The 11,884-nt window shown below is 73.0% G+C and carries 12 protein-coding genes; 8 read left to right on the top strand and 4 right to left on the bottom strand.

What is annotated here, in order from left to right; translation table 11 throughout:
* Positions 1–228 precede the first annotated feature (228 nt).
* From cydC to ACFO0C_RS00050, 3 genes are all read left to right on the top strand, one after another.
* Positions 229–3,993: a thiol reductant ABC exporter subunit CydC gene (gene cydC, locus ACFO0C_RS00060; RefSeq protein WP_378064398.1), complete on the top strand. Its 3,765-nt coding sequence runs from the start codon at positions 229–231 to the stop codon at positions 3,991–3,993.
* A 10-nt stretch (positions 3,994–4,003) separates the two neighbouring features.
* A complete protein-coding gene (locus ACFO0C_RS00055) occupies positions 4,004–4,570 on the top strand; it encodes a TetR/AcrR family transcriptional regulator (RefSeq protein WP_378064303.1) in 567 nt (188 codons plus the stop codon).
* A gap of 598 nt (positions 4,571–5,168) precedes the next feature.
* Positions 5,169–5,888, top strand: coding sequence for a hypothetical protein (locus ACFO0C_RS00050; protein ID WP_378064302.1), 720 nt, complete (start codon positions 5,169–5,171; stop codon positions 5,886–5,888).
* Here ACFO0C_RS00050 and ACFO0C_RS00045 read toward each other — a convergent pair.
* Both ACFO0C_RS00045 and ACFO0C_RS00040 read right to left on the bottom strand, forming a co-directional pair.
* On the bottom strand, positions 5,872–6,237 hold the full coding sequence (locus ACFO0C_RS00045) for a VOC family protein (protein WP_378064301.1): 366 nt from the start codon (positions 6,235–6,237) through the stop codon (positions 5,872–5,874). The genes ACFO0C_RS00050 and ACFO0C_RS00045 overlap by 17 nt on opposite strands.
* Positions 6,234–7,088, bottom strand: coding sequence for a TetR/AcrR family transcriptional regulator (locus ACFO0C_RS00040; RefSeq protein WP_378064300.1), 855 nt, complete (start codon positions 7,086–7,088; stop codon positions 6,234–6,236). Before ACFO0C_RS00040 ends, ACFO0C_RS00045 begins: the two co-directional genes overlap by 4 nt.
* A 433-nt stretch (positions 7,089–7,521) precedes the next feature.
* Here ACFO0C_RS00040 and ACFO0C_RS00035 point away from each other — a divergent pair, with 433 nt between their 5' ends.
* Genes ACFO0C_RS00035 through ACFO0C_RS00015 form a run of 5 tightly spaced genes read left to right on the top strand, consistent with a single transcriptional unit; the run spans position 7,522 to position 10,813 of the window.
* Entirely contained in the window at positions 7,522–8,337 is an 816-nt protein-coding gene (locus ACFO0C_RS00035) for a class I SAM-dependent methyltransferase (RefSeq protein WP_378064299.1), read from the top strand.
* Positions 8,264–8,956, top strand: a complete 693-nt coding sequence (locus ACFO0C_RS00030; RefSeq protein WP_378064298.1) for a hypothetical protein — start codon at positions 8,264–8,266, stop codon at positions 8,954–8,956. The genes ACFO0C_RS00035 and ACFO0C_RS00030 overlap by 74 nt, the downstream gene beginning before the upstream one ends.
* Before the next feature lie 13 nt (positions 8,957–8,969).
* A complete protein-coding gene (locus ACFO0C_RS00025) occupies positions 8,970–9,416 on the top strand; it encodes a MarR family winged helix-turn-helix transcriptional regulator (protein ID WP_378064297.1) in 447 nt (148 codons plus the stop codon).
* Positions 9,413–10,036, top strand: a complete 624-nt coding sequence (locus ACFO0C_RS00020) for a maleylpyruvate isomerase family mycothiol-dependent enzyme (protein ID WP_378064296.1) — start codon at positions 9,413–9,415, stop codon at positions 10,034–10,036. Before ACFO0C_RS00025 ends, ACFO0C_RS00020 begins: the two co-directional genes overlap by 4 nt.
* Before the next feature lie 33 nt (positions 10,037–10,069).
* Entirely contained in the window at positions 10,070–10,813 is a 744-nt protein-coding gene (locus tag ACFO0C_RS00015; RefSeq protein WP_378064295.1) for a hypothetical protein, read from the top strand.
* Positions 10,814–10,817: 4 nt separating this feature from the next.
* Here the strand turns inward: ACFO0C_RS00015 and ACFO0C_RS00010 are convergent, their stop codons facing one another.
* Together ACFO0C_RS00010 and ACFO0C_RS00005 are read right to left on the bottom strand one after the other, a co-directional pair.
* The gene (locus ACFO0C_RS00010; RefSeq protein WP_378064294.1) at positions 10,818–10,946 is read right to left on the bottom strand and encodes a hypothetical protein; all 129 of its coding nucleotides are present in this window, start codon (positions 10,944–10,946) and stop codon (positions 10,818–10,820) included.
* Positions 10,947–10,992: 46 nt separating this feature from the next.
* On the bottom strand, positions 10,993–11,884 hold an 892-nt coding region (locus ACFO0C_RS00005; RefSeq protein ID WP_378064292.1), incomplete at its 5' end, for an AfsR/SARP family transcriptional regulator.

The raw sequence follows: 11,884 nt of genomic DNA, 5'->3' as shown, positions 1-11,884 counted from the left end.
AAGATCCCCGACTCCCCCGCCAGCAGGCCCGATCGCTCCACCTCCCCCTCCCCCGCCCTCTCCCGCAGACCAGATCTTGATCGATTCGCCACCGATTCCGGTGGCAAGTCGCGCAAGATCCCCGACTCCGCCTCCGGCACACCCGACCGCTCCACCTCTCCTTCCGGCGGACCAGATCTTGACCGATTCGCCACCGATACCGGTGGTGAGTCGCGCAAGATCGCGGCGGTGGCCGTCCGGGAGCGAAATGCCCGGGGACCGGTGGATCCGCGGCTGCTGCGTCACGCGCGGGCCAGCCGCGGCGGCATCGCCCTTCTGGTACTGATCGGATTCGGTCAGGCGCTGACGACGATCGCCATTGCGGCAGCGCTCTGCGGGATCGTCACGGCAATGACACCGGGCGCGATGGGCGTCCCGGTGCGGTCGCTGAGCGCGCTGCCGCCCACGACCGTCGGCGCGGCGATCGCGGTGCTGGCGGGCGCATTCCTGGTGCGCGGCGCGCTGGCCTGGGCCGAACAGGTCGCCGCCCAGCGAACCGCGGCCCGCGTCGCCGACGAACTACGACAGTCCCTGCTGGACCGGATCCTGCACCTCGGCCCGGCCTGGGTCGCCGCCTACGGTCCGGGCCGCCTCACCACCGTGCTCGGTACCGGCCTGGACTCCCTGCGCCCGTGGTTCTCCGGATATCTCCCGGCGCTCGTCCTCGGCGTCCTGCTCCCCCCGCTGGTAGTCGTGATCATGGCGTTGGTGGACCCGGCCTCCGCCGTCGTCGCCCTGCTCACGATCCCGTTGCTGCCGCTGCTCGGCGCCTTGATCGGCTGGGCTACGAAGGCCCGCGCCGAACGGCGGTGGGCGGCGGACTCCCGGTTGGCGGGCCACTTCCTCGACGTCGTGCGAGGCCTTCCCACCCTCAAGATGTACGGCCGTGCCGACCGCCAGATCGACGTCATAGCCGACCTGACCGACCGTCATCGCGCGGCCACCATGCGGGTGTTGCGGGTGGCGTTCCTGTCGTCGACCGCTCTCGACCTGGTCGGCACGCTGGCGGTCGGCCTGATCGCCGTGCAGGCCGGCCTCCGGGTCGCGGCCGGCTCGATGGACCTCGGCCCCGCCCTCTTCGTGATCCTCCTCGCCCCCGAGGCCTACCGCCCGCTCCGTGAGATGGCCGCCCGCTATCACGCCTCCACCGACGCCGGCGCCGTCATCGCCGACGTCGACGAGATCCTCTCCGCCTCCTTCGCCGACGGATCCGGCACCACCGCCGACCCGGCCCGCTCCGCTCCGGACGCCACCGGCACAACACCCTCACCGACCCCCGACCACTCAGGTCCGGACGCCACCGGCACGACGTCCTTACTGACCCCGGACTCCCCCGGTACTCCCGACGGTCGTCCGCGGGTTCTCGCGCTGTCGGCCAGGCTCACCGCTCCGGGGCCGGCCGGGCGGGTGGTCGCGTTGCCGTCACCGGTCTTCGGCCGCGCCGCGAGCGGGCGGTGGGGTGTGCGGGCCACCGGGCTCCGGGCCCGGTACCCGGGTGCCTTCGAGGAGGCCCTCGACCTGCCGGAACTGACAGTGCGCGCCGGTGAACTCGTCGCGCTACAGGGCATGTCGGGCGCGGGCAAGACCACGGCACTACGGGTCCTGGCCGGCCTGCATCCCGCGGAGTCCGGCGCGATCGCCGTCGGAAGCACGTTCTACCTGCCTCAGCGACCGGCCCTCCCGCACGCGCGAACGGTGGCCGGGGCGTTCCCGGCCGGCACCACCGACCACGAGATCCACACCGCGCTGCACCTGGCCGGCCTGACCGGCGAACTCACCGGCGGCACCCCGCTCGGCGAACAGGTCGCGGGCGTCTCGGCCGGACAGCGCCAGCGTCTCGCCCTGGCCGTTCTCCTGCACCGCGCCACCCGGGCGGTCACCGGCCGGCGCACCGCATCCGTGGTCACGCTGCTGCTCGACGAGCCGACCGCCCACCTGGACAGCCGTTCCGAACGGTTGGTGATCGACCGCCTGCACGAGTTCGCGGCACAGGGCTGCGCGGTCCTGGTGGTCGCCCACCGCCCGGCCCTGCTGGCCGCCGCCGACCGTGTCGTGAACGTCCATCCCCCGGCCGGAACGTTGTTGTCGCACGCCGCCGCGGTCACCGCCACGATGACCAACACCCTGGAAGTCCCGTCCTGGACCGCCACCCCGAGCGTCGCCGGGCCCTCGGGGACAACCCGCGCCCCGAGCCACCCCTACGCCGAGCCATCCCCGGCAGTTCCCGCAGCCGGCCACCGGATCCGGCCCGAACCATCCGGGACACCCCCGGCGACCAGACACCCGGACCGGGACGACTCCCTCGCGACCTCCCGGCGGGCGCCCTGGTGGGCGCGGGTCCGGGTGGCGGCCCTGCTGGGGGCCGGGTCGTCGATTGCCGGGATCGTGCTGACCGGGGCCGCGGCCTGGCTACTGGTCCGGGCGTCGTCGCTACCGCCGGTACTCAGCCTGTCGGCGGCGGTGGTGCTCGTCCGCGGCAGTGCCGTGGCCCGGCCACTGCTGCGCTATCTCGAACGGCTGGTGTCCCACGAGGTGGCCTTCGCACGGCTCGGCCGGCGACGGGCCGCGGTCTACGCGAATCTGATCCCGCTCGTTCCCGGGCCGCGGCTGCACCGGCGCGGGGACCTGCTCACCCGGCTGGTCGACGATGTGGACGCGGGCACCGACGGGCTGCTGCGAGGGCGGCTTCCGGTCGTCGCCGCGGCCGTCACGGCGGGCCTCGGCGTCGCGGTCGTCGCCGCCACGACGGTGCAGGCAGCGGTGGCCGTGGCGGTCGGGCTGCTGGTCGCCGGGGTGCTCGCGCCCGCGATCGCGGGCCGGCAGGCGGACCGGCAGGAGACGGCGACCGGCTCGGCACGGGCGGCGTTGCGGGACGCCGTCGTCGAAACCGTCGACGGGGTCGAGGAACTGGCCGCCGGTGGGGGCCGGGTGGACGTACCACAGCAGAGAAGCCGGACCCTCGCCGATCTGGAGGCGCTGGCGGCGCGGGGCGCCGGATTCGCCGCGGCCGTCGCCCACGCCGGATGGGGCGCGGCGGTCGCCGGCGTGGCGGTCGTCCTCGCGCGCGGCGGGCTCACCGCCGAATGGAGCGCGGTGATGCTGCTCGGCGTGGTCGTGCTCGGCGAGGCCGTGACGTCCCTGCCCGAGGCCGCGATCGCCCGGCGACGGGCCGCCGGAGCCGAACGTCGCGTCGCCGCCCTGATCGAAAACGGTCCCGTCGTCGATGCCTCAGGCGGCGGCGACACCGACGTTCGTGGCGGGGACGGGGCGGTGCGGGTCAGGGGGCTGGTGGCCGGGTGGGATCCGGGGCGGGTTCCGGTGCTGGACGGGACCGGGCTGGAACTCGCCGGCGGGTCCCGGACGGCGATCATGGGGCGGTCCGGGTGCGGGAAGTCCACGCTGGCCGCCGTACTGGCCGGGCTGCTGCCGCCGTTTGCCGGGGACGTCGAGGTCAGCGGTACCGCGGTGCTCGTGGGGGACGAGACCGGGCATGTGTTCGCGTCGACCGTACGGGAAAATCTGCGTCTTGCCTCGCCCGCGGCGACCGATGCGGAGATGCGGGCCGTGCTGGTGCGGGTCGGTCTCGGCTGGATGGATCTCGACTCCTGGCTGGGGACCGGTGGCGGGACGATCTCCGGTGGGCAGCGGCGGCGGCTGGCGACCGCGCGGGCGCTGCTCGCGGATCCGGCGCTGCTGATCCTCGACGAACCGACCGAGGGGATCGACGAAGCCGGCGCGCGGGAACTGATGGCTGATCTGCTGGCCGCCGCCGCCGGACGGACCGTGCTGGTGCTCGCGCATCGCACGGACGGTCTCGACCTGGTCGACCGCGTCCTCGAACTCGACGCGAACGGCCGGCCGGTACTCGTCACCGGCGATCTCGGCGACAGGCCGGAGCGCGACGCGAACGGACACAAAGAGAAGAATGTCGGTTTGGACCGATCGGTCCTTTAGGGTGGGGTGTATGGCGCGGACGCCGGCACCCGGAACACGGGACACCATCCTGACCGCGGCCGCCGGGCTCTTCTACGAGTTCGGCGTCCGCGCGGTCGGCATGGCCCAGGTCGTCGAGGCGGCCGGGTGCGGCAAAAACCTGCTCTACAAGCATTTTCCCAGCAAAGCCGAACTCGCGGCGGCATATCTGAGTCTCGCCCGCCGCGAACGGGAACGCGCCGTCACCGAGGCCCTCCGATGGTCGACCGACGCCACCGAACGCCTGCTCGCGCTGGTCGGCGAGATCGCCGACAGTGTCCGCCGGCCCGGATACCGGGGTTGCGCCTTCCGTAACTACCTGACCGAGTTCCCCGGGGAGAGCGACGAACCGGCCCGCGTCGCCCAGGCCTACCTCGCCGACAGCCGCACCCAGATGGACCGGCTCGTCGCCGGCGCCGGCGGCGACGAACTCCTGGCCCACCGGATCTGGCTCGTCGTCAACGGACTCTATTCCGGCACACCGGCCGACGCACCGGTCGCCGTCGATTGGATCACCGAGATGGTACGGCCACCCGAGACACCGCCGGCCCACAACTGACGGATCACGATCGGGACGGCCGGCGGGAAGAGCCGGGCACCCGCGAGGACCTGTCGTCGGCGCCGCCACCAGGGGTTCGTTCATCCCGGCGCCGTTCACCCGTCCATCAAGTTCGTCACAGCCTGCACCCGTCGCGGCCCGCACCCGTCGCGGCCCGCGCCCGTCGCGGCCTGCACCCGTCGCGGCTTCCGCCCGTCGCAGCCCACGCCAATCGCGGCCTGCACCCGTCGCGGCCTGCGCCCATCGCGACCCACGCCAATCGCGGCCTGCACCCGTCGCGGCTTCCGCCCGTCGCGGCCGGACGGCGGCTCGCGTTTCGCTCAGCCGCGGGGACGGCGGGAGCACCCACAACGGCAACGTGCGACACCATCATCGGTGTCGGGAGGATGAACGCACCCACTCCATTGATAGTGGTCGCTTACCGCCGCTATGGCGACGGTGGGAGCACCCGGTCGGGGATCGTGCGCACTGGCCCTCGGTGTCGGCTCACGGTGGGTCGACACCGCGCGCACCATGGTGGCCGGTAGCGGATCAGCGACCGGTGACGACGATGCATGGCCAGTCCGAGGGATGGGTCTCGCACGTCTACTGTCGGCGGATGGCGACTGAGGCGACGGTGCCGTTCGACTGTGAGAGTTGTGCGGGTGGGGCGACGTTCGAGGAGATGGTGGTCGGCGGGCGTCTGCACTGGTCGCTGTCGCACGCCTGCCCGGGCGCGACGATCACGTCGTGCGGCCGTGACGAGCCGCCGGCACCGTGGCGTGCGGCGCTGCTGGAGCAGTGCGGTGTGTACCGGCTGCGGATCGGTGCCGGCTACGGGGTCACCGGCGCCGGACCCCACGGCGGATCCGACGGCAGGGCCGATGACCAGGCCAACAACCGGGCCGACCGGGCCGATGACCAGACCGACAACCAGGCCGACCGGGCCGATGACCAGACCGACCGGGCCGATGACCGGGCCGACAACCGGGCCGACCGGGCCGATGACCGGGCCGACAACCGGGCCGACCGGGCCGATGACCGGGCCGACAACCGGGCCGACAGGGCCGACGGCCCGGCCGATAGCGGAGCCAACATCCGGGCCGATAGCGGAGCCGACGGCGGTCTCGGCAGTGGATCCGGGCCGATCCGGGGTGAGCGCCTGGTCGCGGTGATGAGGGTTCTTCGCAAACGCCGGGGTACGCCGTTGCACGAGATTCCCGCGGTTGTCGAGCTCCTTCGGGGGCCGGGCCTGAGCGGAACCGAGGCGGAGTTGCGCCTGCTCGCCGGGCAGTTCGCCGAGGCGGGAGTGGACGCCGAGGTCAGGCCGGGGACATGACCTCGTAAAGGTTGCCGGTCTCGTCACGGAAGAACAGCCCACGCGGGCACAGTGGGTGGTCGATGCGGCCGTTGTCCGGCTCGTCGGGCTCACTGCCGTAGGGGATGCCGGCCGACCGCAGACGGGCCAGAATACCGTCGAAGGTCAGCGGGTCGACGTCGAAGGCCAGGTGGACGGCGGCCGGGGTGGCGACTGTCATGAAGTCGAGGGTCAGCTGGTCGTTGACGCGGACCGGGGCGAAATGGCGCACGGCACCGCCGTAGGTCAACCCCATGACATCGGCGAAGAACCGGGCGGCCGACTCGTTGCCGACGGCGGGGACGATCGTGTGGTTCAGCGTGATGGTCACGATGGCACCCCCGGGGTGACCACGCCGTGCAGGAAGATGTCGACGAGTGTCTCGATCGGCGTGTCGGCGGCGGGCGCGCCCGGGCGGCTGAAGAGCATGCCGAGGAAGACGGCGGCGAGCTGCTCGACCGGCAGCCGCAGGGCGTCGCGGTCCGGTTCGAGGAGCCGGATCACCGCTTGCCGGGTGCGCTCGGATGCCTCCTCCCGGCTGGCCCCGAGGCCACGGCCGGACCCACCACGGCCCTGGCCAGACACACCGAGGCCAGGGCCGACGGAAGCGCCGCGATCGGCCGAGCCGGGAGCATGGCCGGCGGGCGCGCCGCCGCGAGCAGAGTCGCCGGGCGCATGGCCGGCAGACACGACGCCGCGGGCAGAGTCGCCGGGTGCATGGCCGGCGGGCGCGACACCGCGGGCAGAGTCGCCGGGTGCATGGCCGGCGGGCGCGACACCGCGGGCAGGGCCGCCGGGGGCGTGAGTGGGGGGCACGACACGGCGGCCGGCGGCGTGGACGGCGGCGGTCACCGCGCCCATGCGGTGCAGGTAGGCGTGCAGGGTCGCGGCCGCTTCGGTGAGCCGGGCTACCAGCGGCTGGTCGAGGGGGACGGCGTCCAACTCGGCCAGTACATGGTCGTTGCGGAGCGCGGCGACTACGCACGCCTCCAGCAGCTCGTCCTTGTCGGTGAAGACGCGGAAGATCGTGGCCTCACCGATCCCGGCGGCCTTCGCGATCTGCAGCGTGCCGACGGTGGCGCCGTGCTCGACCAGCAACGGCAGCGCCGCGGCCACGATCATCTCGCGCCTCGCCTCGGGGCTCATTCCCGGCGCTCTCCGCCGGGCAGGTGTCTCTGTCATGCCGTCGACCGTACGGAGTGAGTACTCACTCCGTCAAGGGTCCGGCAAGGAACCGGGCCGAGCGCTCCGCGACAACCCGGTGCAGACGGCGCTCTCGCGGCGCGATAACCGAGCGCGAGCGGCACACACGCGCGGCGATAACCGGGCGCGAGCGGCGGTCTCGCGGGGAGATGACCGGGTGCGATTGGCACGCACGCGGAGTGACAACCGGGCGCGAGCGGCAATGCACGCGAGGCCACAACCGGCACGAGCGGCACGCACGCGGAGTGACAACCGGGCGCGAGCGGCAATGCACGCGAGGCCACAACCGGCACGAGCGGCACGCACGCGGAGTGACAACCGGGTGCGAGTGGCGCTGTCGCGAGGCGATAACCGGGTGCGGGTGGGGCTCTCGGGGCGGACACTCGTCGCTGGTGCGGGGACGGGAGTCGGTGTGCGTACCTTTGATGAGCTTGTCCTTGATGGGCTTGAAGCGGACGTCGGCGGGTGGGGTTTCGGCTGGCTGGACGGGCGGGCCACCGAGGAGCGGACGCCGTGGGGTTATGCGCGGCTGCTCGCGGAGCGCCTTCGGCGGGCCCGGTCCGCGCTGGACATCGACACCGGCGGCGGGGAGATCATCGGGGAGATGCCGGTGCTGCCGCCACGGATGGTGGTGACCGAGGGCTGGCCGCCGAACGCCGCTCGGGCACGGCGACTGCCCGGCGTGGAGGTCGCCGAGGTGCCGCCGGGTTCCCTGTTGCCGTTCGCAGACGGGACGTTCGACCTGGTCAGCAGTCGGCATCCGGTGCGGCCGGACTTCGCGGAGATCGCCCGGGTGCTCGCTCCGGGCGGGACCTATTTCGCGCAGCACGTGGGGCCGGGGTCGGCGTTCGAGCTGATCGAGTGGTTCCTCGGGCCGCTGCAGCGTCTCGGCCGCGATCCGGCCCGGGAGGCGGGTGAGGCCCGCGCGGCGGGGCTGGACGTGGTGGATCTGCGGACCGCGCGGTGCCGGATGGAGTTCTTCGACGTGGGCGCGGTGGTGTGGATCCTGCGGAAGTGCGTGTGGTGGGTTCCGGATTTCGATGTGGACCGCTACCGGGAGCCGCTGCTCCGGATCGATGCCCACATCCGGGAGCACGGCGTGTTCACGGCCCATGCGACGCGGACGCTGATCGAGGCGACGTACCGTGACGGCCATGTCGATGCATGCGATCGAGGACATGGTGCAGGGCGCGGTGGAGGTCCTCGACCGGCACCTTCCGGCCGATGACCCCCGGGTGCGGGACTGGTTCGTGGCGCTCTACGCGTTCCAGTTCGGCTACGACTGTTCACTGACACAGCACCGGGTGCTGGAGATCCTGCTGCGACGCGGCCACACGCTGCGGTTCCCGGTGAGCGAGCATCCCGACTACGCGCGGCGGCGGGAGTTCTTCGACGGGATCACCGAGTTCACCACGCTGCGTGAGTTCGGTGCGGACGAGGAGGAGTTCGCCGGGGAGCTGGAGGAGGGCTACGTCGATCCGCCGTGGCTGTACTGCGAGGCGGGCACCGGGCTGTGGCGGCGGATGGCCGGGCCGGGCGCGGTGCAGCCGCGGCAGGTCAGGCTGCTCGACGTCGTGGTGGCGGTGGCGCGGGCCGCCGAGCGGGACGGTGACGTGGAGCTGATCGCGCTCTGGTGGGCGCTGGGCCACGAGGCGCTGGTCGGCGGTCACCCGCTGTCCGCCGATGAGCTCGCCGGGATCCCCGGGGTCGAAGAGCTTCGGGCGGTGGTACGCCGGACCCGCGCCCACGAGGCGAAACTCTGGTACGACCTCCGCCCCGACGACGAGTCCCTGGACGAGACGGACGACGAGCTGACGACCTGGTGGTATCGAGTAGATCGAATATGACATCATAGGTGTCATGTTGGAGCGTGGCACCACGATCTACGAGATCCTGCGGCATGTCCGGCCACTCGTGCTCAACTCGGCGCGAGTGGTCGAGGAGTCCCTGCGCGCCGATGGGGTGAGCGTCGGCATGCGGGCGGTGCTGGAGATGCTCGCCGAGCGTGGCCCGATGACCGTCCCCGACATCGCCGACCGCCTCGATCTGGCCCGTCAGGGTATTCAGCGGCACGTCAACGACCTCACCGCTCTCGGCTGGGTCGAGTCCCACGACAATCCGGCACACCGCCGTTCGGTGCTGATCGCGGTCACCGCGGCCGGGGCGGAACTGTTCGCCCGGGTTCGCGCCGGCGAGCTGTCCCGCCTGGACCGGATGGCCGCCGAGTGCACGTCCGAGGAGTTCGCCGCCACCCTGAAGGTGCTGGCCGCCCTGAGCCGCGACATCCGCGCCGAGGTCCGGTCGTGACCGCCGGGATCCATCGTCTGACCACGGCGAACCGGATCCTGGTCGCCGACCTCCTGGACGGATTGGACGACGCGGCCTGGCGGGCGCCGACCCTGTGCGAGGGCTGGACGGTGCACCATCTGGCCGCCCACTTCGTCCAGCCGATGCTGATCAGCTTCGGACGGTTCTTCGCCGTGTCGTTCCGCTACCGCGGTGACACGGCACGGACCGTCGACCACTTCACCCGGCAGCTCGCCCGCCGGCGCCGCACCGAGTTGACCGCCCTGCTGCGCCTGCACGCCGCGGACCGGGTGGACCCGCCCCGGGTCGGCCCGATGGGACCGTTCGCCGAGACCTGCGTGCACCTGCGTGACATCGCCCGCCCGCTCGGCCTGGACGCCGACGTCCCGGTCGGGCACTGGCGGATCCTGCTCGACCATCTGACCTCGCCGGGGGCCGCTCCGGCGCTCGCACCTCCGGGCCGGCTGGGCGGGCTGCGCCTGGTGGCCACCGACACCGACTGGTCGTCGGGCGTGGGCGACCTGGTCACCGGCCCGGCCGAGGCGCTGGGCATGGCGATCACCGGCCGCCGCGCGGCCCTGGCCGACCTGAGCGGCCCCGGCGTCCCCCGCCTGGCCTGAGCTCGGTGGCACCGGATTCCTACCCTGGGCGGCATGCGGCTGGCCGAGTGGAGCGACATCGGTTACCGGACGTCGGTGCGGGTCTTCCAGCGTCCGGCGGGCGGGCTGCGGTGGGTGGTCATCCCGACGATCCACATGGGTCACCCCGACTACTACTGGGCGATCTGGCAGCGGCTGCGGTCCTGCCAGGCCGTCGTCGCCGAGCAGTACGACGGGCCCAGCTCGACCGGGTACGCCTATGTGACCGCGATGCGCCTGGCCCGGCAGCGCGCCGCCCGTGAGCTGGTGCACCAGGACATCGACTACGGCGCGCTCGGGGTGCCGATCATCTTCCCGGACGCGCACACCGCACCGCCGCCGGAGGAGGACCGCCGGATGCCCGACCTCGGCTGGGCCGACGTGGTCGTGCAGACACCGGGGCTGGCGATCCAGATGGCGCTGTCCGGCCGCGACGACTGGATCGTCAGGGACAGCCTGGACATCGACGACACCACCGTGTTCGAGCCGACGCCGGGCGAGGCGATCGGCCCGAACGGGTTGACCGAACGGGACGGTCTCCTGATCGGCGTGATCCGGGAGATCGACGCCGCGTTCGCCGGCGAGGACATCGAGGTGGCGATCGTGTTCGGGGCCGCGCACATGCCGCTCGTGGTGCGCGAGCTGACCCGGCGGCTCGGGCACCTGGCGGCGGCCGAGGAGGCGTGGCTCACCGCCATCGACTTCGACGAGCCGTCCTACCTGCGCAAACCGCCCCTCGACGGGTGGATGGACTGGTGAGCCGTCACATGCCGTTCCGCCGGCGCCAGAGTTCGGCCTGCTCAAGCTGGTAGAGAGCGACGTCCGCCCGGATCTCGCGGCGTCCCCACGGCCCCGGGAAGGCCGGGAAGGAGCCCATCAGGATCTGCGTCACGGCCCGCTCATCGGCGCGCCGCCGGTTCCGGGATTCACGCCGACGATCATCGGGAGCGACCTTGGGGTCCGCTGTTGGTGGGGATGCCGAGCTCCCGCATCCGGCCCTCGTAGCGGCGTCGCTGCCGGGCCGCCTCCCCGTGCCGTCCGGCCGCGGTCAGCTCGGTGACCAGGCGCAACGCGACATCCTCGTCGTACGGATCGTCGGCCAGCAGCCGCGACCAGGCGCACGCCGCACTGTCCAGGTCACCGGCGGCCACGTGCACGCCGCCGAGCGCCCGCATCACCGCCAGATGCGCGATCCGTGCCTCGGCCCGCAGCGCGGCGGCGCCCTCGAAGTCCGGTTCGTCGGCCAGCACCTCGCCCGCGTACGCCGCGTCCGCCGCCGACAGCAGCATCCGCGCCTGATCCGGGCGGCCCTGCCGGGCGGCGGCCGTTCCGGCGTTCGCCAGCTGCAGGAACGCGTCCACGTCGACGGCCAGGGTGTGCCGGTCGTAGGCGAGACCTCCGGCACCGGCGGTCACGTAGTGGTCGGGGGCCAGCCGGCGGTCCGGGTCGAGCACACCGCGCAGCACCGACAGGGTGATCGACAGACGGTTCGCGACGTTCGTCTCGCCCGGCCACAGCGCCTCGCCCAGCGCGTCGCGGGTGATCGGCCGACCCCGCCGCGCGACCAACAATTTCAGCAGGTCACGAGCTTTGCGGCTCTGCCAGGCGGCGACCGGGACCGGGTCGTCGCCGTGCAGCACCACGAACGAGCCGAGCATCCGCACCGCGACGACCGGCCGCGCCGGGCCGGCGGCCAGCGACCGGGTGCCGGACTCCGGGTCGGCGCCGAGCGCCCGCAGCCGGTGCTCGGCGACCACCCGGGCGGCGATCGGGGTCCGGCCGGTGCCGGTGCGGGCCAGCGCCAGCTCGATGCCGGCGGCGCCGACCGGG

Source organism: Actinoplanes subglobosus (assembly GCF_042650585.1).
GTDB lineage: Bacteria > Actinomycetota > Actinomycetes > Mycobacteriales > Micromonosporaceae > Actinoplanes > Actinoplanes subglobosus.
This window is presented reverse-complemented; position numbering and strand designations above follow the sequence as displayed.

Bases quoted from the DNA above. Each gene is read 5' to 3' on its own strand.
- ACFO0C_RS00055 (WP_378064303.1), top strand. From the start codon at position 4,004: ATGGCGCGGACGCCGGCACCCGGAACACGGGACACCATCCTGACCGCG.
- ACFO0C_RS00050 (WP_378064302.1), top strand. From the start codon at position 5,169: ATGGCGACTGAGGCGACGGTGCCGTTCGACTGTGAGAGTTGTGCGGGT.
- ACFO0C_RS00040 (WP_378064300.1), bottom strand. From the start codon at position 7,088: ATGACAGAGACACCTGCCCGGCGGAGAGCGCCGGGAATGAGCCCCGAG.
- ACFO0C_RS00030 (WP_378064298.1), top strand. From the start codon at position 8,264: ATGTCGATGCATGCGATCGAGGACATGGTGCAGGGCGCGGTGGAGGTC.
- ACFO0C_RS00025 (WP_378064297.1), top strand. From the start codon at position 8,970: ATGTTGGAGCGTGGCACCACGATCTACGAGATCCTGCGGCATGTCCGG.
- ACFO0C_RS00015 (WP_378064295.1), top strand. From the start codon at position 10,070: ATGCGGCTGGCCGAGTGGAGCGACATCGGTTACCGGACGTCGGTGCGG.